The organism is Frigidibacter sp. ROC022, assembly GCF_024723735.1.
Taxonomy (GTDB): domain Bacteria; phylum Pseudomonadota; class Alphaproteobacteria; order Rhodobacterales; family Rhodobacteraceae; genus SLM-1.
In genome coordinates this window covers 67236-89841 of record NZ_JANQDU010000005.1, presented here as the reverse complement: position 1 = coordinate 89841, position 22606 = coordinate 67236, and the positions used below count along the sequence as shown (strand labels likewise).

Here is a 22606-nt window from a genome sequence, read left to right as displayed (position 1 = left end):
GCGCCGCCGCGAGGCCGCAGACTGGACCAGGACGGACCTGAACGACCCGAGCGCGAAAAAGACCAAGAAACGAGCCAGAGCAGAACGGACGCTTTCGACGTGAACATCTTTTCCACCTCCCGCCTTACCGCCGCATTGGTCGCCGGGCTCATGTTCCTGCAACCGCATGTCGCCGCCGCGCAGAACCTGTTTGCGCCGGTGATGCAGATCAACGACCGGGTCATCACCGAATACGAGGTCCAGCAAAGGGCCAAGTTCTTTTCGCTGCTGAACGCACCGGGCGACCCGCGTGAGGCGGCGATGGAGCAACTGATCGAGGAGCGCCTGCAACTGGGTGCCGCCGAGTCTCAGGGGCTGGTGCTGACCGAGGAGCAGATCGCCGCCGGGGAGGACGAATTCGCCGCGCGGGCAAATCTCGATCGCGAGACCTTCATCAAGGCCTTGGCCGAGGGCGGGGTCGAGGAACAGACCTTCCGCGATTTCGTCAGCGCCGGGCTGTTGTGGCGCGAGGTGGTGCGCACCCGCTTTGCCGGGCGGGTCACCGTCACCGATGCGGATATCGATCAGGCGTTGTCGGCTTCGGCTCCGCGCCCGACCGCGGTGCGGCTTCTGTTCTCCGAGATCATCCTGCCGGCCAATACGCCCGCCGCCAAGGCAACGGCCCAGCGTCGGGCCGCCGAAATCTCGCAATATACAACGCCCGAGCAATTCAGCCGCGCCGCGCGGGCCTTTTCGGCCTCGCCCAGCCGGGCCCGGGGCGGACGGCTCGACTGGGTCGAGGTTGCCAACATGCAGCCCGGACTGGCGCAGGTCCTGCTGGCGCTGGCGCCCGGCCAGGTCTCGAAGCCGCTGCCGATCCCCAACGGCATCGCCCTGTTCCAGCTGCGCGCCGTCGAGGACGGGATCGCCCCGCCGCCCAGCCCGCTGACGGTGGAATATGCGCTGTATCAGATTCCCGGTGGCCGCAGCCCTGCCGCACTGGCCGAGGCCGCCAAGCTGAAGGCCAATGCCGACACCTGCAACGATCTCTACGAGGCCAACCGCAAGCGCGGCACGCCCGAGGCGCTGGAAGTGACGACCGCCGAGATGTCGGAAGTGCCGGCCGACATCGCGCTGGAACTGGCCAAGCTCGACCCCGGCGAATTCTCGGACGCGCTGACCCGGGGCGGCAATCTTGCGCTGCTGATGCTCTGCTCGCGCCAGGTGCCGCTGCCCGAAGACGTGAGCCGCGAGGACATCCGCAAGCGGCTGCTGGACCAGCGCGTGCAGAGCCTGGCCAAGGGCTATCTGGAAGAGCTGCGAGCCGACGCGATCATCCGCAAGCCATGAGCGTGCCACCGCTGGCGCTGACCTGCGGCGAACCCGCCGGGGTCGGCCCCGAGATCGCGGTGAAGGCCCGGGCCGAACTGGGCCGGGCGCTGCCCTTCTTCGTGATCGGCGATCCGGGCCATTTTCCGCAGGGATCGGTGCAGGAAATCGCGGCACCCAGCGAGGCCGCAACGGTTCCGGCCGGGCGTCTGCCGCTGCTGCGCCACGATTTCCCGAAACCTGCCGTTCCGGGCCGGCCGGCGCCCGAGAATGCCGCCGAGGTGATCTCGGTCATCGCTCGTGCCGTCGCGCTCGTGCAGGCCGGAGAGGCCGGCGCGGTGGTCACCAATCCGATCAACAAGGCGGCGCTGAAGTCCGGTGCCGGATTCGCCTTTCCAGGACATACCGAGTTTCTGGCCGATCTGGCCGGGGTTGACCGGGTGGTGATGATGCTGGCCTCCGACGCGCTGAAGGTCGTGCCGGTGACCATCCATGTCGCGATCTCCGAGGTTCCGCGCCTGCTGACGGTGGAGCTGCTGGAGGAAACGCTCCGGATCACCGATGCGGCGCTGCGCAAGGATTTCGGGCTGGCGACGCCGCGGATCGCCGTGGCCGGGCTGAACCCGCATGCCGGCGAGAGCGGCACCATGGGCTGCGAGGACCGTGACCTGATCGCCCCGGTGATCGCCCGGCTTCAGGCCGAAGGCATGGCGCTGAGCGGCCCGCATCCCGCCGACACGATGTTCCACGCCCGGGCCCGGGCCGGCTATGACGCGGCTGTCTGCATGTATCACGACCAGGCGCTGATCCCGATCAAGACACTGGCCTTCGACGAAGGCGTGAATGTCACCCTGGGCCTGCCCTTCATCCGCACCTCACCCGATCACGGCACCGCCTTCGACATCGCCGGAACCGGGGCGGCGCGGGCCGACTCGCTGATCGCGGCATTGCGTATGGCGGCGCGGATGGCGGCGCGGCGGCACGGGGTGGCGCATGCAGATTGACGGCCTGCCGCCGCTGCGCGAGGTGATCGCCAGCCATGGTCTCAGCGCCAGGAAGAGCATGGGCCAGAACTTCCTGCTCGACCTCAACCTGACCGCCAGGATCGCCCGGCTGGCCGGGGATCTCGCCGGATCGGATGTGCTGGAGATCGGTCCCGGGCCGGGCGGGCTGACCCGGGGCCTGCTGGCCGAGGGCGCGCGAAAGGTGCTGGCGATCGAGAAGGACGCCCGCTGCCTTCCGGCCCTGGCCGAGATCGCGGCGGCCTATCCGGGGCGGCTGCAGGTGATCGAGGGCGACGCGCTCGAGATCGATCCGCTGGCCCATCTGACCCCGCCGATCAAGGTCGCCGCCAACCTGCCCTACAATGTCGGGACCGAGCTGCTGGTGCGCTGGCTGACGCCGAAGGTCTGGCCGCCCTTCTGGGACAGCCTCACCCTGATGTTCCAGCGCGAAGTGGCCGAGAGGATCGTGGCGAAACCGGGATCGAAGGCCTATGGCCGCCTGGCGCTGCTGGCTCAGTGGCGGGCCGAGCCGAAGATCGTCATGGATCTGCCGCCCGAGGTCTTTACCCCGGCGCCCAAGGTGCATTCGGCCGTGGTGCATCTCGCGGCCCTGCCCGAGCCGCGTTATCCGGCCGATCCGGCGGTGCTGAACAGGGTGGTGGCGGCGGCCTTCAACCAGCGTCGCAAGATGCTGCGCGCCGCCCTGCGCGGGCTGCATCCGCAGATCGAGGCGATCCTGGCCGAGGTCGGCATCGCCCCGACCGCGCGGGCCGAGGAAATCGGGCTGGAAGGGTTTTGCGCCCTCGCCCGCCGTCTGGCGGCGGGCTGAGGGCCGGGACGCCTATTCGGCGGCTTCGGGCGGCTTCGCCTTGGGCTTGCGGGCCCGGGTGGTCTTCGGCTTCGGCTTGGCCGTCGGGGCTGCGCTTTCCGGGGTTTCCACCAGTCCGCTGTCGGTCTCGGCCGCCGGGCCGTCATCGACCGCAAGGGAATCCACCTGGCCTTCGGCCCGTGCCGGCGCCGGGGCCGACTGGGTCAGGAAGGCCGGGAGTTCCGGCTCGACCGCGGGCTGCTCGACCAGATCGTCGCGGCGCTTCCGGTCGTCGCGCGCCGGACGGTCGTCGCGGTCTTCGCGCAGCTTCGGCTGCTCGTTCCGCTCGCCACGCGCATTGTCGTCGCGGCTGCGCTCGGAGCGGTTCTGGTCATCCCGATTGCGGTCGTTGCGGCCCTGATCGTCGCGGTTCCGGTCGTTCCGGTTCTGGCCGCCACCCTGCTGGTTGCCGCCGCCGTTGCCGTTCTGCTGGTTGTTCTGGCCGCCGCCCTGATTGCCGGACTCGTTCTGGTTCGCCTGGCGCTGCGCTTCCATCTCGCGCATGGCTTCGCTGAGCATCCTTGTGTAATGCTCGGAATGCTGCTGGAAATTCTCGGCCGCCACCCGGTCGTTCGACAATTGCGCGTCGCGGGCAAGCTGATTGTACTTGTCGATGATCTGCTGCGGCGTGCCGCGCACTTTGCCTTCCGGACCCGACGAATCGAACACACGGTTGATGACATTGCCGACCGAGCGGCTACGGTTCTGCTTAGAACGCGAACGTGACTTGGATGATCTCATGCAACCTTGATCCGATTACTGCGCTGCCTGAGCCTCGGGTGCGGCAAATACGTCGCGTGAGAGTGGCTCAAGGCGGGTGGCTGTATCGCGGGGCTGCAATCATGCGCCCCCGGCGATGAAGAAACGCTATACATGGGCCTGCCGTGAAGACAAGCCCCAAGCGTCGGAACCCGCCCGTTTTTCGCGAGAATCCGGGGATCTGTCACCGATTCCGCCCAATGACCGCCCGGTCGCGGCCCGCAAGATCGGTCTTGACCGCCACATCCTGCAGTCCCGCGGCGCGGAACAGCCCGGCGACTTCGGCGCCCTGCTGCCAGCCGATCTCGACGATCAGGCGCCCCCCGGGCACCAGATGCGCCGCCGCGCCGGCCAGGATCGCCCGATAGGCGCCCAGCCCGTCGCCCTGGTCCGTCAGCGCCAGCGCCGGGTCCCAGTCGCGCACTTCGGGGGCCAGTTCCGGCATTTCCGACGCCGCGATATAGGGTGGGTTCGAGACGATCAGCTCGAACCGGCCGGTGACCGGCGCGAACCAGTCGCCCTGCAGGAACGTGGCGCGCCCTGCAAGGCCCAGATCATCGGCATTGGCCCGCGCCACCGCCAGCGCCGGGGCGGAGACATCGACCCCCTGCCCCGTCGCCCCGGGCCGCTCGGCCAGCAGGCTCAGGAGCAGGCAGCCGCTGCCGGTGCCAAGGTCGAGAACATCGGAAAACGTCCCCTCCAGCGCCAGATCGACCAGCAGCTCGGTCTCGGGCCGCGGGTCCAGCACCTCGGGCGTCACCCGGAATGCGCGGCCGTAGAAGTCGCGTCGTCCGATGATCTTCGACACCGGTTCGCGGGCGATCCGCCGGGCGATCAACGCCTGATAGGTCGCCGCGTCGGTCATCGGCTCGGGCAGGATCAGCGTCACCCGGTCCGGCGGGATGTCCAGCGCATGTGCCAGCAGGCGCCGGGCGTCGCGGGGGGCCTCCTCGATCCCGGCCTCGCGCAGGGCAAGGGTCGCGGTCCGCAGCGCCTCGGCCGCCGTGACCGCTGCCGTCACGCCTCGATCTCGGCCAGCCGCGCCGCCTGATCGTGCTGGATCAGCGCGTCGATGACCTCGTCCAGATCGCCGCCGATGATCCGGTCGAGCGCATAGAGCGTCAGCCCGATCCGGTGGTCGGTCAGCCGGCCCTGCGGAAAGTTGTAGGTCCGGATCCGCTCGGACCGGTCGCCCGATCCGACCTGGGACCGGCGTTCCGCGGATCGTGCGTCGTCCAGCGCCTGCCGCTGCTGATCGTAGAGCCGCGCCCGAAGCACCGCCATCGCATTGGCGCGGTTCTGGTGCTGGGATTTCTCGGAGGAGGTGACGACGATCCCGGTCGGAATATGGGTGATCCGCACCGCCGAGTCGGTGGTGTTGACGTGCTGGCCGCCGGCGCCCGAGGCCCGCATCGTGTCGATCCTGATGTCGCTGGCCGGGATGTCGATATCGACCTCCTCGGCCTCGGGCAGCACCGCCACCGTCGCCGCCGAGGTATGGATACGGCCCTGCGCCTCGGTTTCCGGGACACGCTGCACCCGATGCACGCCGCTTTCGTATTTCAGCCGGGCAAAGACCCCGTCGCCCTGGATGTTGACCGTAGCCTCCTTGATCCCGCCAAGGTCGCTCTCGGTCAGATCCAGCACCTCGAAGCGCCAGCCCTTGGATTCGGCATAGCGCTGATACATCCGCAGCAGATCGCCGGCGAAGAGCGCGGCTTCGTCGCCGCCGGTGCCGGGGCGGATTTCCAGGATCGCCGGCCGCGCGTCGGCGGCATCCTTGGGCAGCAGCGCGATCCGCAGCCGGTCCTCGACCTCGGGCAGGCGCTGCCGCAGCTCTTCCAGCTCGACCTCCGCCAGCTCCTTCATCTCGGGGTCGCTCAGCATCGCCTCGGCCCCCGCGATCTCGTCCAGCAGGCTGCGGTAACCGGCGATCTCGGCCACCACCGGACGCAGTTCGGCATATTCCCGGCCCAGGGCCGCGATATCGCCGCCGCCGGTGCCGAGCTGCGCCTCGAGATATTCGAAACGCTGGGTGATCTGGTCGAGTTTGTCCAAAGGAACCATGGCCGCTGCCTGCCCGATGTCTTCCAAGTGGTCAAGGGGAGCCGCGGCCTGCTGCGGGGAAAGCCAGGGCGGGGGGCGCTGCCCCCCGGCCCCCCCGGAGTATTTCCGACCCAAAGATGAACGGGGGCGTCTAGGGGCCAGCCAGCCAGGTTTCGATCCGCCTGCGGTTCACGCCGAGGTCGCTGCGCCCGTAGACCGCATGGCCGCGAAGATGCAGGGCCGCGCCCTCCAGCCAGAGATCGGTGATGTCGGGAAAGCCCCAGAGCAGGCTGCGGGTGACATAGCTGACCCGGCCCTCGGCCGGCGAACCGGCCAGGACCCTGGTGCGCGGCGTGGCGCGGATGCGGGCATCGAGCCGCGCCATCTCGGCACCCGGATCGGCCGGGGTCAGGACCGCGGCGAAACTGTTCCGCGGCGAGAGGTCATCGGCCTCGGTGCGGCTCGGCAGCGGTGCCAGCCGGACATAGAGCTGCACGCCCAGCAGCAGGGCGAGCAGCAGCAGCGCGGCGACCCCCACCCGTTTCAGCGCCGGGTCCAGAGGATCAGCGACAGGATCTCCATCGCCACATGCGCACCGGCAATCGCGGTGGCGCCGCTGGTGTCATAGGGTGGCGAGACCTCGACCACGTCACCGCCGGTCAGGTTGACGCCCCTGATCCCCTGCAGCATCGCCGCCGCCTGCCAGCTCGCCAGCCCGCCCCAGACCGGGGTGCCGGTGCCGGGCGCGAAGGCCGGGTCGAGCGCGTCGATGTCGAAGGTCAGATAGGCATGGCGATCGCCGACCACCCGCTTGATCTCCTGCGCCACCCAGTCCGGCCCCCTGGCGTGGCAGGTCGGCGCGTCGATCGTGGTGACGCCCATCGTGTCGGGATTCACGGTGCGGATGCCGATCTGCACCGAACGGGCCGGATCGACAATCCCGGATTTCACCGCCTTGTAGAACATCGTTCCGTGGTCGATCCGCGAGAAATCGTCATCGACCCAGGTGTCGGAATGGGCGTCGAACTGGATCAGCCCCAGGGGGCCGTATTTTTCGGCATGGGCCTTGAGCACCGGAAAGCTGATGTAATGGTCGCCGCCCAGCACCAGGCTGGCCGCCCCGGCATCGAGGATGCCGCGGATATGCGCGGTCAGCGCATCGGGAAATTCCGAGACCCGGGCATAATCGAAGGCCAGATCCCCGTAATCGACGATGTCGAATTCGCCCAACGGGTCGAAGTCCCAGCCATAGGGCGGATCGAAGGGCTGCAGGGCCGAGGCCTCGCGAATCGCGCGCGGGCCGAAACGGGTGCCGGGTCGATGCGTCACCGCCTGATCGAAGGGAATCCCGGTGACCGCCAGGGCGGCCCCGGTCAGGTCCTTGGAATAACGCCGCCGCAGGAAGGAGGTGGCGCCGCCGAAGGCGTTCTCGAAGGCCAGCCCGCGCCGGTCCTCGCGGGTAAAGGCCAGATCGACCTGGGTCCTTGCATCTTCCAGTGCCATCAACTCACCTCATAGCCATCGTGGACCAGCGTATCCGCCACCAACGGGATCACCTCGGCCAGCGTATCCACGATGAAGTCGGCCTCGTCCAGCGTCAGTATCAGCGCCGGCGACAGGATGACCAGCGGGCCCAGCGGCCGGACCAGCAGACCGCGCGCCTCGGTGGCCTTCGAAATCCGGATCGAGACCTGCGCCGCATCGGGCAGCGGGCGGCGGCTGGCCTTGTCGGCCACGGCTTCGAGACACCACATCAGCCCCTCGCCGCGGGTATCGCCGACCAGAGGCAACTGGCGCAATTCGGCCAGGCGCCGGCCAAGATGCGCCCCGACCCGCGCCGCATTGGCCAGCAGCCCCTCGTCCTCGAGGATCTCGATGTTCTTCAGCGCCGCCGCGCAGGCCACCGGATGCCCGGCATAGGTGAAGCCCGAGGTGAACCAGCGCTCCCCCGACTGCATCGCCGCCATGATCCGGTCCGAAAAGATCACCGCGCCGATCGGCTGATAGGCCGAGGACAGCCCCTTGGCGGTGCAGATGATGTCGGGGGTGACGCCATAGAGCCCGTCGCTGGCGAACCAGTGCCCCACCCTGCCCCAGGCGGTGACCACCTCGTCGGCCACGAAGAGGATGCCGTGGCGCCGGCAGACCTCGGCCATGCGGGGGAAATAGTCCGGCGGCGGCACCAGGATGCCGCCCGAAGCCTGGATCGGCTCGGCAAAGAAGCCGCCGACCTTCCCGGGGCCGATCCGGGCGATCGTCTCTTCGAATTCCGCGACCAGATGGTCGGTCAGCGCCTCCGGCGCCACGCCTTCGGGCGGGCGGTATTGGTAGGGCGCCGAGACATGGTGGATGGTCTCGGATTCATAGGCGAATTCCGCCGGCTGGTCGCCGCGCCGCCGCCCCAGCGACATCGCCGCATAGGTGCCTCCGTGATAGCTGTGGCTGCGCGAGATCACATGGCGCTTCTCCGGAAACCCCATGCAGCTCTGTGCATAGGCGACCATGCGGAAGGCGGTATCGGTGGCGGTCGATCCCCCGGTGGTGAAATGGACCTGGTTGAGATCGCCCGGGGCCAGTTCGGCGACCCTGGCGGCAAGGCGGATCGAAGGCTCGTTGTTCATGGCGCCGAAGGTCGAGGCAAAGGCCAGTTTCTCGGCCTGCTCGGCGATCACCCGGGCCATCTCCCTGCGGCCGAGCCCGATATTGGTGCACCAGAGCCCGCCAACCGCGTCGAAATAGTCGCGGCCGCGGCTGTCCCAGACCCGGGCACCCTCGCCCCGGATCAGGATCAGCGGCGGCTCGGGATGCTGCCTGTCCTGTCCCAGGTGGTGAAACGGATGCAGGACATGCGCCTGGTCGAGTCCGACCAATTCGTCGGTCGTATTGAGGATTGTATGCATCGCCATATCTGGCCCGGCCCCGGGGGCGCGGTCAAGCCGGCGCGGAGCCATGCCACGGGCAGTCTAGGCGGCGCGGCTCCGCACCATCAGCATCAGCCCCAGCCCGACCGCCGCCATGGCCAGCGCCCCAAAGACCAGCGCCACCGGGCCGCCCAGCCCCAGCAGGAAGGCCCCGGTCACCGGGGCCGCGGCATTGGCCAGCAGGGGGCCCATCGCGATGGCGCCCGAGATCGCACCGAATCCGTCGCGGCCCATGACCTCGGCGATCAGCACCGGGCGCAGGATCGACAGGATGCCGATCGCCGAGCCCTGCGCGACGGCAAAGAGGAAGACCAGCATCGGCGCGGCCCCGGCCATCAACAGGATCAGCGCCGCCGCCGCCTGCATCGCGAAGCCGGTCCTTGTCGCCAGCAGCGCCGGGGCGCGGGCGTCGAGCAGCATCAGCGTGATCCGGCCGACGACCTGGAACGGCCCCACCGTGGCCGCGGCCGCCACCGCCAGCGAGGCGGAGACCCCCAGCCCGGTGAACAGCGGGATGAAATAGGTGACCAGCATCGAATGGTTCATCCAGGCCAGGCCGAAGCCCAGGGCCAGCAGCCAGAAACGGGCCTGGCCCAATGCCCGGCGCAGGGCGTCGCGGCTTTGCGGAGGCGGCGCAGCCCCGGCCCGCTCGCGCCGTCTCAGCCGGATCCCGGCGTAGATCATCACCGGAGCGGCGACCAGCAGTTCCAGCCCGGCGAAGGCCGAGAAGGCCCAACGCCAGCCGGCGAGCGACGACAGGCTGGCGCCCAGCGGGAAGGCCAGGGTCGAGGCCAGCCCCGCCACCAGCGTCACCCGGATGATCGCCGGCCGGGCGGCGCTGCCAAGGCGGCGGGTGAGGAAGGCAAAACAGGTCTCGTAAAGGCTCGCCGCCATCGCCGGGCCGACGATGATCCAGGCCAGATACCACTGCCAGAGGCTGCGGGCCTGGGCGATGGTCAGCAGGCAGAGCCCGCCCAGGATCGCACCGCCCGCCAGCAGTTCCACCCCCCGGCCCCGGTCCACCAGCCGCCCGGTCAGGGGCGAGGACAGCGCCGCGCAGATCAGGGACAGGGTCAGGCCGAGCGCCATCTGGCCCTTGCTCCAGCCGGTCTCGTCGCCGACCGCTACCAGCAGGGCGCCGAAGGAATAGTAGAGGCTCGCATAGCCCAGCGTCTGGCCCACGGCCAGCAGCCAGACCGCCAATGCGTCGCCCGGCTGGTCGGCGTCGGACCCGGACAAAGGCAGAGGCGGCGGGGTGCTCAAAGCCGGTAGATTTCCGAGAACTTGGTTTCCAGATAGTCCAGCAGCGGCGCTTCGGACGGCTCGAACCCGCAGGCATGGGCGATGGTCTCACGCGGGGGGCGCAGCCCGCCGTGGCGCTGCAGGTTCTCGCGCAGCCAACCGGTCGCCGGGGAGGTGTCGCCGCGGGCCAGGGACTCGTCCAGATCGGGCACCGCGTCGCGCAATGCCTGCATCAGGCAACCGGCATAGACATTGCCCAGCGAATAGGTCGGGAAATAGCCGAACAGCCCCACCGACCAATGCACATCCTGCAGGCAGCCGTTCGACGGCTTGTCCACCTCGACCCCGAAATCCCTGGCAAAGCGGCTGTTCCAGGTCGCCGGCAGGTCCTCGACCGGCAGATCGCCCGAGATCAGCGCCCGCTCCAGATCAAAGCGCAGCAGGACATGGAGATTGTACTGCACCTCGTCCGACTCGGTGCGGATATAGCCGGGATGCACCCGGTTGACGGCGGCATAGAACGCCTCCGGATCGCTGATCCCGAAATCGCCGAAGGCCGCCCGCATCTTGTCGAAGAGATAGCCCGAGAACGCCCGGCCGCGGCCGATCTGGTTCTCGTAGATCCGGCTCTGGCTTTCGTGCACCCCCATCGAGCAGCCCTGCCCCACCGGGGTCAGCAGATAGGCCCGGTCGATGCCCTGTTCATAGGCCGCGTGCCCGACCTCGTGAATCGTCGAGTAGAAGCAGTTGAACGGATCCTCGGGATTGGTCCGGGTGGTGATCCGCACGTCGAGCCCCGAACCGGACGAAAACGGATGCACCGCCTTGTCGATCCGGCCGTGGTTGAAGTCATAGCCGAAGGCCGCCGCCAGATCGCGGCTGACGGCGAGCTGCCTGTCTTCGTCGAAACGTCCGGACAGCCCCTTGGGCTGCTCGGCCCCCATGATCCGGTCACGCAGCGCCACCAGCCGCGGGCGCAGCCCCTCGAACATCGCCGAGAGACTGGCCTGGGTGGCGCCGGGTTCGTAATCATCCAGCAGCGCGTCATAGAGATCGCCGCCATCGGCCAGCGCCTCGGCCTCTTCCCGGCGCAGCGCGATGACCTTGGCGAGGGTCGGCGCGAATGCGGCGAAATCCTCGTTCCTGCGGGCCTCGGCCCAGATGCCCTGCGCCACCGAGGTCACGCGGGCCAGTTCCGCCGCCAGCCTGGCCGGGACCCTGACGCTGCGCCGGTAGCTGCGGCCGATCAGCCGGACCTGCGCCGCTTCGGCCTCGGGCAGATCGGCGCCCTCCAATGCCGCGAGCCAGTCGCCGATCCGCGGATCGGTGCGGCGCGCGTGCAAGACACTTTCCATCGCGCCCATTTCCTCGCCCCGCTGCTCGGCGGCGCCGCGCGGCATCATGGTTTCCTGGTCCCAGCCGAGCCTTTCCGCGACCTGGGCCAGGGCCTCGGTCTCGCGCTGATAGGCCATCAGATCGGCATAGGGCAGGTTCGAGAGTTGGGTCATGACTGGCGCAGGCTCCGTTCGATGGGATAGCGCGCCCGATGGCGGGCACGCAGGATCAGGACCAGAAGCAGAATCGCCCCGCCCTGGTGGAAGATGGCGATCTCCAGCGGCGAGGAATGCATCACCGTGACGACGCCCAGCGTGATCTGCACCAGCACCATGATCAGAGCCAGACCATAGGCCCTGCGGGTCGGGGCATGCGGCGAGCGCCGGGCAGAAAGCCAGACAAACAGCACCGCCAGCCCCGCGAGATAGCCGGTCATCCGGTGGATGAACTGCACCGTGGCGTCATTCTCGAAGAAATTGCGCCACAGCGGTTCGAGGTCGAACATGCCGTCGGGCACGAAACTCCCCGCCATCAGCGGCCAGTCGGTATAGCCCCGCCCGGCGTCGATCCCCGCGACCAGGGCGCCAATGATTATTTGTAGGAATATCAATACTATGGCGGTCGATGTTAAAGCTGCTAGCCGGGCCTCGCCGGCGCGCCGCGCCTTCATCAGCTCATGTTCGCTCCGCGACAGCAGCAGCGCGTCCCAGGTGATCAGGCCGAGGATCGCGAAGGCCAGTCCCAGATGCGTGGCCAGCCGGTAGCTGGCGACGTCCAGCATCGTGCCCTTCAGCCCGGAAGAGACCATCCACCAGCCGACCGCGCCCTGCACCCCGATCAGCACCCCGATCGTCAGCAGCCGCCCGGTCCAGCCCGGCGGGACCTTGCGGGCCAGCAGGAAGCCCAGGAACCCGAGCGCCCAGACCAGTGCGATGAACCGGCCGAGCTGCCGGTGCCCCCATTCCCACCAGTAGATGCTCTTGAATTCCGACAGGGTCATGGCGTTGTTCTGGAGCTTGAATTCCGGCGTCTCCTGATAGAGCGCGAATTCCTCCTGCCAGTCCTCGGCCGACATCGGCGGCAGGGCCCCGGCCACCGGCTTCCATTCCGTGATCGAGAGACCCGAGTCGGTCAGCCGGGTCAGCCCGCCGACCAGCACCATCACGCCCACCAGCAGGGCCAGCACGATCAGCCACAGACGCACCCCGCGCCGGGCCCCCTTGGGGCGGTCGATGGCGCCGACCGCCGACAGTACCGGTCCCGAACGGCTGCTCGTGCCTTCCGGAACCTCTTCGAAGATTGATCTCTTGCCAGCCATTCCCGCCTCGTGGTCCACCCGACCGATTTCACCGGACCCTACTATGCCCGGCCCCGGCCGGCTTCAACCTGCTGCGCGCCGGGGTGTTCCGCGTCAGCCGATCTCGCGCAACCCGTCCCGGAACCGCGCCGCATTGGCCTGATAATGCTGTGCCGAGCGCTTCAGCCCCTCGATCGCCTCGGCGTCCAGCGCCCGGACCACCCGGCCCGGCGCCCCCACGACCAGCGATCCCGGTGCGATCTCCTTGCCCTCGGTGATCAGCGCACAGGCCCCGACCAGGCTTTCCGCCCCGATCACCGCCCCGTTCAGCACCGTCGCCCCCATGCCGATCAGCGCCCCCTCGCCGATCGTGCAGCCGTGCAGCATCGCCTTGTGGCCGATGGTGCAGCCCGGCCCGACCCGCAGCGGATAGCCCGGGTCGGTATGCATGACGCAGTGTTCCTGCACGTTGGAACCGGCGCCGATCTCGATCCACTCGTTGTCGCCGCGCAGCACCGAACCGAACCAGACCGAGGCCCCCGGTCCGATCCGCACCTTGCCGACGATCACCGCATCCGGCGCCACCCAGGCGGACGGGTCGATCTCGGGGACATGTCCCTCCAGCGCATAGATCATCTGTCTTTCTCCTGCATCAGCCCGTCCACGAAACCCTCCAGCCAGGGCTGGCGCTGGCGCCGCAGCCGCTCGGCGGTGACGATCGCCCGCAACCGCGCCTCGCAGAGGTCCACGTCGTCATTCACCAGCACATAGTCATAGGCCTTCCAATGGCTGATCTCGGCCCGGCTCTTGGCCATCCGGCCCTCGATCACAGCATCGCTGTCCTGGGCCCGGCCACGCAGCCGCTGTTCGAGTTCGGCCATCGAAGGCGGCAGCAGGAAGATCGAGACCACATCCTCGCGCAGCGCCGAGCCGCCGATCTGCTGCCCGCCCTGCCAGTCGATGTCGAAGAGCGTATCCGCCCCTTCGGCCAGCGCCGCCTCGACCGGTGCCGCCGGCGAGCCGTAGAGATTGCCGAAGACCTCGGCATGTTCCAGCATCTCGCCGCGCTCGACCATCTGCAGGAAATCGGCGCGGCTGCGGAAATGATATTCGCGCCCGTCCTGCTCGCCCGGCCGCGGCGCCCGTGTCGTGGCCGAGACCGAGAACCGGATCGTCGGATCCCACAGCCGCAAGCGCCTGGCCAGGGTCGATTTCCCGGCCCCGGAAGGCGATGACAGGATGATCAGCAATCCCCGCCGCTGCCCCGTCGCCCGCTCCGCCGCCTGATCCGCCATAGTCATTCCACGTTCTGAACCTGCTCGCGCATCTGGTCGATCACCGCCTTGAGGTCAAGCCCGACCCGGGTCAGTGGCGCCGAGCCGCTCTTGGAACAAAGCGTGTTGGCCTCGCGCAGGAACTCCTGGGTCAGGAAGTCCAGCTTGCGCCCCACGGGCCCCGGGGCGGACAGCAGCGCCCGGGCGGCGGCGACATGGGCCGTCAGCCGGTCGATCTCTTCGGTGACATCGGCCTTGACCGCCAGCAACGCCAGTTCCTGCGCCACCCGGTCCGGATCGGCGCCCGAACTGTTGTCGAGCACCCGGGCCAGGTTGGTGCGCAGGGTCTCGGCCACCTCGTCGCGCCGCGCCTCGGCCAGGCCGGCGGCCTCGGCGGTCAGGGCCGCGATCTGGTCGAGTTGCGCGGTCAGAACCCGCGCCAGCGCCGCGCCCTCGGTCCGCCGCATGGCCTGGAAGGCGTCGAGCAGCCCGGGCAGATCATCCAGCAGCGCCTTCACCAGTTCCGGCGGCGCCGCATCGTCGCCGCCCGCCTCCATCACCCCGCGCAGCGCCAGCACCTCGGCCCCGGTCGAATGCTGCAGCGTCACGCCGGCGGCCTCGGCGGCGGCCTCGACCTCGGCCAGGGCGGCGACGGCGGCGGCCAGCGCCTCCGGGTCCAGCCGCGCGGTCGCGACCCCGGCGCGCCGGGTCAGCCGCAGCGACAGCGTCACCGAGCCGCGCGCGATCCGGCCCTGCAGGGCGCGGCGCACCCCGGCCTCAAGCCCCTCGACCCAGTCCGGCAACCGCAGCCGCAGATCCAGCCCGCGGCCGTTCACAGCCCGCAGATCCCAGACCCAGTCCCAGCCCTCGATCGCGCCCCGGGCACCGGCAAAACCGGTCATCGACAGCAATCCGCCCTCTGCTCCGCCCGTCGCGGCGTCAGGCGCTATGTCTTTGCTTGCATTAACCATTCTGCCCGTTTCTGCCCCCGTTCCCGACCTGTTCATGCTATTAACGCGTCGGTAAGACTTGCCGGATATTGGTTAACAGAGCCCTGATGCCGGAACAACCGGAACGGCGACAGGGCGGAAGGGGCGCGACGGACATGAAGGTCGACTATGTCAAGGGCAGCAACATCATCGGGCTGGAGCCGCGCAGGATGGACAATATCTTTCCCGCCGTGAACGCGGTCGAAGCCTATTGGTCGGCGCTGTCGGCGCAATCGCCCGAGGGCGCGGTCCCGGCCCGGTCGCGGATCGACCCGCGCGGGATCGAATCCGCCCTGGCCCAGGCCTTCATCCTCGAACGTATCGCCCCCGGCCTGGCCCGGTTCCGGCTGGCCGGTGCGCATCTGGCCGACCTGATGGGGATGGAGGTGCGCGGCATGCCGCTGACCGCGCTGTTCCTGCCCGATGACCGTGAATTCGCCGGACGAATGCTGGAGCGGGCCTTTTCCGGACCCGCCCGGGTCTCGCTGGTGCTGACCGGCGAACGCGGCATCGGTCGCGCGCCGCTGGACGCAAGGATGCTGCTGCTGCCGCTGCGCGACGAGGAAGGCAGGGTGACCCGCATTCTGGGTGCGCTCGAGGCCAAGGGCACGATCGGCCGCCAGCCGCGACGCTTCGCGATCGTCGCGCAGAACCACGTCCCGATCGAGAAGGTTCCGCCGGACAGCACCGACCCGCGGCACAGCCCCGGCCTGGCCGAGGCCGCCGCGCGCGGCTACAGCTATCCCCTCCGCCCCGGTCGGCCGGCGCTGCGGCTGATCCGGGGCAGGAAGGAATAGCCCCGCCCGGGGCACCGTCACCGGTCCTTGCCTCCGCCCTGCCGCTTTGCCTGGGAAATATCCCGGGGAGCGCGAGGGGCAGCGCCCCTCGCCCGGTCGGCGCGCGCAGCGCGGCGAAACCTGCCCCTGCCGCACCCCTTCCCTGCCCCGCCGGATCTGGACTTTCCCCGCGCCACCACCCAGAACCCGGACCGCGGCGGCGCAACGGCGGGCGCCGGAGGGAGGAAACGGATGGCAAGAGCGGCATCGCTACGGGCGGCGATCTGGATGATCGGCTCGGTGCTCTCGTTCACCCTGATGGCGGTTGCGGCGCGGAAGATTTCGGACGGGCTGGATACCTTCGAGATCATGCTCTACCGCTCGGTGATCGGCCTGGCGCTGGTGCTCGCGATTTCCGCGCTCACCGGAACGCGCGGGCAGATCTCGGCCCGCAAGCTGCATCTGCACGGGCTGCGCAACATCGCCCATTTCACCGGCCAGAACCTCTGGCTCTATGCGATCACGGTGGCCCCGCTGGCCCAGGTCTTCGCGCTTGAGTTCACCATGCCGATCTGGGCCATGGGCCTCTCGGCGCTGGTGCTGGGCGAGGCGCTGAAGGCGCGGCATCTGGGCGTGGCGCTGGTCGGATTCCTCGGGGTGCTGATCATCACCCGGCCCTGGCTATCGGGTCTGGCGCCCGGAATCCTGCCCGCCGCCGGGGCCGCGGTCTGCTTTGCCGGCACCGCGGTGGCGACCCGGCTGCTGACCCGCAGCGTCAGCGTCACCGCGATCCTGTTCTGGCTGACCGTGATGCAGGCGACGCTGGGCCTGGTCTGCGCCGGCTCCGACCTGGCCATCGCCTGGCCGGCCGCCGCCGCCTGGCCCTGGGTGGCGGTCGTCGCCGCGACCGGGCTCGGGGCCCATTACTGCATGACCACCGCGCTTGGCCTGGCCCCGGCGCGGGTGGTGATCCCGATCGACTTCGCCCGGCTGCCGCTGGCGGCGCTGGTCGGCTATCTGTTCTACAACGAGCCCGTGACCACCGCCGTCTTCATCGGCGCCGCGATCATTTTCCTCGCGAATTACGTCAACCTGCTGATCGAATCGCGCGACAGGGGCCGCGGCTGAACCGCCCCCGCCGTGACGGAATGACAATTTCGTGACGCGGCGTCAGAGATTGCACGCCTTTCCGGGCCGCCTAATATCGAGGCACTGGGAAGAGGTTGCCTCGCGGCAGAGGCGGGGCGGGAGGATCAAGATGAAGTACTTTTTACACGCCTTGGCGGGCATGACACTGGCTGCTGGCGCGGCTTCGGCGGGAGGGATCGACCGCTCCGGCCAGTCGATCGGGGCCCTGTTCGAGAAAGGCACCTATGCCGAACTGTCGTTCGGCTATGTCTCGCCATCGGTCACGGGCAACGATCTGGTAGGCTACGGCGGTGCGGCCACCGGCAATGTCGCCGATCCCTATGCCGCCTTCGGCCTGGCCTACAAGCAGGATCTGAACGACCGGCTCTCGCTGGCCTTCATCCTCGACCGGCCCTTCGGTGCCGATGTGCTCTATGATCCCACCTCGGTGATGCTGGGCAATACCAAGGCCTATGCCGCCACCACCTCGGCGACGATCCTCGGGCGCTACAAGATGGACCGGTTCTCGGTCCATGGCGGGGTTCGGCTGCAGCAGGCCCGGGCCTTCGTCCACCTGGAAGGCGCCGCCTACGGCGGGCTCAGCGGCTACTCGGTCGCCCTCGACCGCAACATGGCGCTTGGCTATGTCATCGGCGCGGCCTACGAGATTCCCGACATCGCGCTGCGCGTCGCCTTGACCTACAATTCCGCGATCGAGCATGACTTCGACACAGTGGAAACCCTGGGCGCCGCGGTGATCGGCGTGACCCCGACCACGGTGAAGACGCCGCAGTCGGTCAACCTCGATTTCCAGACCGGCGTCGCCGCCGATACCCTGGTCTTCGGTCAGATCCGCTGGGTGAAATGGTCCGAGTTCCGGCTCGACCCGGCGACCTTCATCCAGTCGGTGCCGGACGGGCTGATCAACCTGCATGACACGGTCACCTATACCCTGGGTGTCGGGCGCAAGTTCAACGACACCTGGTCCGGCGCCGCCTCGATCACCTACGAACCGGCGACCGGGGATGATCTGGTCTCGCCGCTGGCGCCGACCAACGGCAAGACCGGGATCACGCTGGCGGCGATCTACACCAAGGACAACATGAAGATCACCACCGGGATCAACTATACGCTGCTGGGCGATGCCTTTGCCGAGACCGGCACCCCGGACACCGCGCGGGCCGACTTCTCGGGCAACTCCGCCGTCGGGATCGGCGTCAAGATCGGCTTCACCTTCTGAGCCACGCCGCCGGTGATGACCGGTATCAGCAATCTTCATGGCCCCGGCAGCGTCCGGGGCCTTTTCATTGCCGCAAGGATCGGATCGTCTGCCGCGGCAGGTTCTGGCAAGACGATCCGATGACAACACGCAGCCTCTCCATTCCCCCCGCCGCCTGGTTCGGCATCCTTGCCGTGGCCTCGCTCTGGGGCGGGTCCTTCCTGTCGATGCGGGTGGCGGGCGACGAGGTGCCGACGCTGACCATCGTCGCCATACGGGTCGGCGGTGCGGCACTGGTGCTGTGGATCTATGTTCTGGCCATGGGAATCCGGGTGCCGCGCGGGGTCGGGCTCTGGGCCTCGCTCGCGGTGATGGGTCTGTTCAACAATGTCCTGCCCTTCTCGCTGATCACCTGGGGCGAGCGCCATATCGCCTCGGGTCTGGCTTCGATCCTGAACGCCTCGACGGCGATCTTCGGCGTGCTGGTGGCGGCGGCGGTGCTGTCGGACGAACAGCTGACCCGTCGCAAGGTCCTGGGTGTGGCGCTCGGCTTTGCCGGGGTGGCGACGGCGACCGGGCTCGAGGCACTGAGCCAGCTCGACCTGCGCTCGCTGGCGCAGCTGGCCGTGATCCTGGCATCGTTCTGCTACGCGATCTCGGGCGCCTGGGCGCGGGTCAGGCTGACCGGCATCGCCCCTGAGGCAGCAGCGGCGGGAATGCTAACCTGTTCGGCCCTGATCATGGTCCCGGCGACGCTGCTGATCGACGGGGTTCCGACGCTGGACTATTCGATGCCCGCCGTCGCCGCGCTGGCCTACCTGGCGGTCTTTGCCTCGGCGGTGGCCTACATGATCTTCTACCGGCTGCTGGCCAGGATCGGCGCCGCCAATACCTCGGTGGTCACGTTGCTGGTCGCGCCGATTGCCATCGTGCTGGGCGCCGTGGTGCTGGGCGAGACGCTGCGCCCGGCCGCCTATGCCGGCTTCGCGCTGCTGTCGCTGGGCCTTCTGGTGCTGGACGGGCGGCTGGCGGCCTGGGTCGGACGGATGCGGGCGGCCTGAGCCGCGCGTCTCAGAGCGCGCCGACTCCACCCGCCGTCGCGGCGGTCCCATAGGCGACAGCCCCGGCCCCGGCGGTCCCGCCGCTGAGCAGGATCGCGCCGCCGCCGACCACGATCACCCCGGTGCCGACCACCGCCCTCTGCAACACCTCGCCATAGACCTCATGCGCCTTCCAGCTCTGCTGCACGCCCGGCGGCAGGTCGGAGGGCACGCAGAGAAACCGGAAGCTGATCTCGGCCCCGATCTTGCCTTCGAAGGTGTAGCCCTCGATCTTGCGGGTGAAGAGCTTGCCGTTGATCACCGCCTTGGCCTTCATGTCCGGGGTGATCTTGATCCCGGCGCTGCCCAGCGGGCCGGTCAGTTCGGTGGAGAAGGCCGCCTCGGGCTTCATCTTGTCCATCTCGGCCTTGATGACGAGACGCTTGCCCAGGATCTTCTGCATCTCCATCTTGTGGCCCTTCTCGTCGAACTTCAGCTTGATCGGACCGTCCTTCTTGCCGGCGATGGTGCCCTTGAGCTTGACGAATATCTCCACCACGCAGCTGCCGGTATTGGCGGTGATCTTGGTTTCCTTGGCGCCGGTGAGGTCGAAGTTGATCCAGGGATGCTCGATCTCCCGGGCCGAATGGCCACCAATCTTGCTCAGGTCGCCGCGCGTCGTCCTGGCGATCCAGTCGGTATCGGCGGCCTTGTCGAGCACTTCCATGGCCGGAAGCTTGATCTGCGAATGCGCGACGATGAAATCGCCGCCCAGCTTCACCTTCTTGGGGTTGGCCTCGGCAATCACCGGAAAATAGACCCCGTCGCCGTAATGCGCCTTGGCGATCTTGAACAGCGTCTCGCCGGGCTTCACGGTATGTGTCTTGGCACCGATCTTCTTCTTGAAATAGGCCACCGTGGCCGAGCCCGTGGCGCGCCATTTCCCCTTGTCGGCCCGATACTGCAGGCTGGTCTTGATCCCCATGCCCTTGTAGGCCCGGCTTTCCTTCTTCACCGCATCGGCGACCACCTTGTCGAAGAGCTTGGCCACCTCGGCAGGCGGTTGCGGCCGGTTGGCCGGCTCGCTGGTCGCCTGATCCACCTGACGCAGAAAGCCCGGTGCCGACAGGGCCTTGGCCAGCGCCGCCGTCAACGCACGCGAGCGTTTCACCTCTTCGACCTTCCAGATATCTGCAAACGGCGGACCCGCCATGGCTCTCTCCCCTCGGAACGATCAGGGGACGACATCGGCGCCGCCCCGGTTCGGATTGATGGGACAGGCCTAGCCGGAAGCGGGGTCCCGCGACAGGAATTTCGGAAGTCTGACAGAACTTGTCATCAAGCCCCGGTGCGGGCGATCCGGGGAAACCACATCAAGTTCAATGGATTGCGGGCCGTTCTTCAGAAACATGGCCGCAGCGGAAACCCGGCAGCGCGGCGCCCCGCGGCAAAAGCAAAGGGCCGGTCCGATGACCGGCCCCTGCCCTGTCCCCCGGGTTCGGGGAAGACCTTCGGTTCAGCCCTTGGCGAGCTTGGCGACTTCTGCCGCGTAATCCTCGGTCTCTTTCTCGATGCCTTCGCCGACCGCCAGACGGACGAAGCCCACGATCTCGACACCGGCATCCTTGGCAGCCTGCCCCACGGTGATGTCCGGGTTGATGACGAATTGCTGGCCCAGCAGGGTCACCTCGGCCAGGAACTTGCGCATCCGGCCTTCGATCATCTTCTCGATCACCTGCGGCGGCTTGCCGCTTTCGGCGGCCTGCTCGGTGAAGATCGCCTTTTCTCGCGCCACCAGCGCCGGGTCGAGATCGGCTTCCGACAGGCTGGCCGGGTTGGCCGCCGCGACATGCATCGCGATCTGCTTGCCGATGCCGTTGTCGGTGCCCTTCAGCGCCACCAGCACGCCGATCCGGCCCATGCCGTCGGCGGCTGCGGTATGGATGTAGCTCGCCACCGAATCGCCCTCAACACGGGCCATCCGGCGCAGCGCCAGATTCTCGCCGATCTTGGCGACCGCGTCGGTGATCACTTCCGACACCGTCTTGCCGTTCATCTCGGCCGCGGCCAGTTCTTCCACCGTCGAGGCGCCCAGGGCGGCCTCGGCAACACCGGCCACCAGGCTCTGGAATTCGGCGTTGCGGGCGACGAAATCGGTTTCCGAGTTGATCTCGACCGCGACGCCGGTGCCGTCCTTGACCGTAACCGCGACCAGACCTTCGGCGGCGGTGCGCCCGGCCTTCTTGGCGGCCTTGGCCAGGCCCTTGGTGCGCAGCCAGTCGACCGCGGCTTCCATGTCGCCATCGGTCTCGGTCAGCGCCTTCTTGGCATCCATCATCCCCGCGCCGGTCGAATCGCGCAGTTCCTTCACGAGTGCAGCCGTGATGGCCATATCAGTCTCTCCTAAAATCGCTGCGGCCCCGACAGGATCGGTTCGTCGGGGCCAGTGGAACCGGGACATCGGACCCCGGTACCGTAAGTTTCGCGTGACGGCTCAGGCCTCGGCGGCAGGAGCGGTCTCGGCAGGGGCGGCCTCGGCGTCCGCAGCAGCGGCCTCGGCGGCCTCTTCGGCAACCGCTTCCTCCACCGGGCCCTCTTCGAGCGCGCCGATGTCCACCCCGGCCGCGCCGAGCTGCGCCGACATCCCGTCGAGCGCCGCGCGGCTGACCAAGTCGCAATACAGCGCGATCGCCCGCGCCGCGTCGTCATTGCCCGGGATGATGTAATCCACGCCCTCGGGCGACGAGTTGGTATCGACCACCGCGACCACCGGAATGCCGAGTTTCTTGGCTTCCAGAATCGCCAGGTCTTCCTTGCCGGCGTCGATCACGAAAAGCAGGTCCGGCAGACCGCCCATTTCGCGAATCCCGCCCAGCGAAGCCTGTAGCTTGGCCTGCTCGCGCTCCATCGACAGACGCTCGCGCTTGGTCAGGCCCTCGGCGCCCTCTTCCATCTGCGCGTCGATCGCCTTCAGCCGGTTGATCGACTGCGAGACGGTCTTCCAGTTGGTCAGCGTGCCGCCGAGCCAGCGGTGGTTCATGTAGAACTGCGCCGACTTGTCTGCCGCTTCGGCAATCGGGCGCTGCGCCTGCCGCTTGGTGCCGACCATCAGCACCCGACCACCCTTGGCCACGGTGTCGCGGATCACCTGCAGCGCCGCGTCCAGCATCGGGACGGTCTGCGTCAGGTCGATGATGTGAATGCCGTTCTTCTCGCCGTAGATGAACTCGCCCATGCGGGGGTTCCAGCGTGCGGTCTGGTGGCCGAAGTGAACGCCAGCTTCCAGGAGCTGACGCAAGCCGAATTCTGGCAGTGCCATGTCCGTTTCCTTTCCGGTTTCTATCCTCGGCAAGGCCACTCATCCCATCCGGGACAACCGGCGGACGTCGGCGGGATGTCT

22 protein-coding genes are annotated in these 22606 nt (G+C 68.3%); 7 read left to right on the top strand and 15 right to left on the bottom strand.

Annotated features, from left to right (window positions below; genetic code table 11):
- Positions 1 to 99: 99 nt before the first annotated feature.
- The 3 genes from NUW50_RS18755 to rsmA are packed head-to-tail and all read left to right on the top strand — an operon-like array spanning position 100 to position 3141.
- A complete protein-coding gene (locus NUW50_RS18755) occupies positions 100 to 1329 on the top strand; it encodes a peptidylprolyl isomerase (protein WP_258290708.1) in 1230 nt (409 codons plus the stop codon).
- Positions 1326 to 2312: a 4-hydroxythreonine-4-phosphate dehydrogenase PdxA gene (gene pdxA, locus NUW50_RS18750; protein WP_258290707.1), complete on the top strand. Its 987-nt coding sequence runs from the start codon at positions 1326 to 1328 to the stop codon at positions 2310 to 2312. Before NUW50_RS18755 ends, pdxA begins: the two co-directional genes overlap by 4 nt.
- A complete protein-coding gene (gene rsmA / locus NUW50_RS18745) occupies positions 2302 to 3141 on the top strand; it encodes a 16S rRNA (adenine(1518)-N(6)/adenine(1519)-N(6))-dimethyltransferase RsmA (protein ID WP_258290706.1) in 840 nt (279 codons plus the stop codon). Before pdxA ends, rsmA begins: the two co-directional genes overlap by 11 nt.
- 12 nt (positions 3142 to 3153) lie before the next feature.
- On the opposite strand, the gene NUW50_RS18740 is transcribed toward rsmA, so the two are convergent.
- The 12 genes from NUW50_RS18740 to NUW50_RS18685 form a co-directional block, all read right to left on the bottom strand.
- Positions 3154 to 3921, bottom strand: coding sequence for a DUF4167 domain-containing protein (locus NUW50_RS18740; protein ID WP_258290705.1), 768 nt, complete (start codon positions 3919 to 3921; stop codon positions 3154 to 3156).
- Between the two features lie 202 nt (positions 3922 to 4123).
- A complete protein-coding gene (prmC, locus tag NUW50_RS18735) occupies positions 4124 to 4960 on the bottom strand; it encodes a peptide chain release factor N(5)-glutamine methyltransferase (protein ID WP_258290704.1) in 837 nt (278 codons plus the stop codon).
- Positions 4957 to 6006, bottom strand: coding sequence for a peptide chain release factor 1 (gene prfA, locus NUW50_RS18730; RefSeq protein WP_258290703.1), 1050 nt, complete (start codon positions 6004 to 6006; stop codon positions 4957 to 4959). Before prfA ends, prmC begins: the two co-directional genes overlap by 4 nt.
- A gap of 130 nt (positions 6007 to 6136) precedes the next feature.
- Positions 6137 to 6523 (bottom strand): DUF1499 domain-containing protein, encoded by a 387-nt coding sequence (locus NUW50_RS18725; RefSeq protein ID WP_258290702.1) that lies wholly within the window; start codon positions 6521 to 6523, stop codon positions 6137 to 6139.
- Between the two features lie 5 nt (positions 6524 to 6528).
- Entirely contained in the window at positions 6529 to 7488 is a 960-nt protein-coding gene (gene speB / locus NUW50_RS18720; protein ID WP_258290701.1) for an agmatinase, read from the bottom strand.
- A complete protein-coding gene (locus NUW50_RS18715) occupies positions 7488 to 8885 on the bottom strand; it encodes an aminotransferase class III-fold pyridoxal phosphate-dependent enzyme (protein ID WP_258290700.1) in 1398 nt (465 codons plus the stop codon). The genes speB and NUW50_RS18715 overlap by 1 nt, the downstream gene beginning before the upstream one ends.
- A 63-nt stretch (positions 8886 to 8948) precedes the next feature.
- Complete coding sequence (locus NUW50_RS18710) at positions 8949 to 10169, bottom strand: MFS transporter (RefSeq protein ID WP_258290699.1); 1221 nt, start codon at positions 10167 to 10169, stop codon at positions 8949 to 8951.
- A complete protein-coding gene (locus tag NUW50_RS18705; RefSeq protein ID WP_258290698.1) occupies positions 10166 to 11656 on the bottom strand; it encodes a carboxypeptidase M32 in 1491 nt (496 codons plus the stop codon). The genes NUW50_RS18710 and NUW50_RS18705 overlap by 4 nt, the downstream gene beginning before the upstream one ends.
- Positions 11653 to 12801, bottom strand: a complete 1149-nt coding sequence (gene ctaA / locus NUW50_RS18700; protein WP_258290697.1) for a heme A synthase — start codon at positions 12799 to 12801, stop codon at positions 11653 to 11655. Before ctaA ends, NUW50_RS18705 begins: the two co-directional genes overlap by 4 nt.
- A 93-nt stretch (positions 12802 to 12894) precedes the next feature.
- Positions 12895 to 13416: a gamma carbonic anhydrase family protein gene (locus NUW50_RS18695; protein WP_258290696.1), complete on the bottom strand. Its 522-nt coding sequence runs from the start codon at positions 13414 to 13416 to the stop codon at positions 12895 to 12897.
- A complete protein-coding gene (gene gmk, locus NUW50_RS18690) occupies positions 13413 to 14075 on the bottom strand; it encodes a guanylate kinase (RefSeq protein WP_258290847.1) in 663 nt (220 codons plus the stop codon). Before gmk ends, NUW50_RS18695 begins: the two co-directional genes overlap by 4 nt.
- Positions 14076 to 14077: 2 nt before the next feature.
- Positions 14078 to 14956, bottom strand: coding sequence for a YicC/YloC family endoribonuclease (locus NUW50_RS18685; RefSeq protein ID WP_258290695.1), 879 nt, complete (start codon positions 14954 to 14956; stop codon positions 14078 to 14080).
- A 203-nt stretch (positions 14957 to 15159) separates the two neighbouring features.
- Between NUW50_RS18685 and NUW50_RS18680 the strand changes: the two genes are divergently transcribed.
- From NUW50_RS18680 to NUW50_RS18665, 4 genes are all read left to right on the top strand, one after another.
- Positions 15160 to 15840, top strand: coding sequence for a PAS domain-containing protein (locus NUW50_RS18680; protein ID WP_258290694.1), 681 nt, complete (start codon positions 15160 to 15162; stop codon positions 15838 to 15840).
- A gap of 231 nt (positions 15841 to 16071) precedes the next feature.
- Positions 16072 to 16947, top strand: a complete 876-nt coding sequence (locus tag NUW50_RS18675) for a DMT family transporter (protein ID WP_258290693.1) — start codon at positions 16072 to 16074, stop codon at positions 16945 to 16947.
- 130 nt (positions 16948 to 17077) lie between these two features.
- Complete coding sequence (locus NUW50_RS18670; protein ID WP_258290692.1) at positions 17078 to 18187, top strand: OmpP1/FadL family transporter; 1110 nt, start codon at positions 17078 to 17080, stop codon at positions 18185 to 18187.
- A gap of 119 nt (positions 18188 to 18306) precedes the next feature.
- Positions 18307 to 19227: a DMT family transporter gene (locus NUW50_RS18665; protein WP_258290691.1), complete on the top strand. Its 921-nt coding sequence runs from the start codon at positions 18307 to 18309 to the stop codon at positions 19225 to 19227.
- A 10-nt stretch (positions 19228 to 19237) separates the two neighbouring features.
- On the opposite strand, the gene NUW50_RS18660 is transcribed toward NUW50_RS18665, so the two are convergent.
- From NUW50_RS18660 to rpsB, 3 genes are all read right to left on the bottom strand, one after another.
- Entirely contained in the window at positions 19238 to 20419 is a 1182-nt protein-coding gene (locus NUW50_RS18660) for a LysM peptidoglycan-binding domain-containing protein (RefSeq protein WP_258290690.1), read from the bottom strand.
- A 303-nt stretch (positions 20420 to 20722) separates the two neighbouring features.
- Positions 20723 to 21598, bottom strand: a complete 876-nt coding sequence (tsf, locus tag NUW50_RS18655) for a translation elongation factor Ts (RefSeq protein ID WP_258290689.1) — start codon at positions 21596 to 21598, stop codon at positions 20723 to 20725.
- Positions 21599 to 21700: 102 nt separating this feature from the next.
- A complete protein-coding gene (rpsB, locus tag NUW50_RS18650; protein WP_258290688.1) occupies positions 21701 to 22525 on the bottom strand; it encodes a 30S ribosomal protein S2 in 825 nt (274 codons plus the stop codon).
- Positions 22526 to 22606 lie beyond the last annotated feature (81 nt).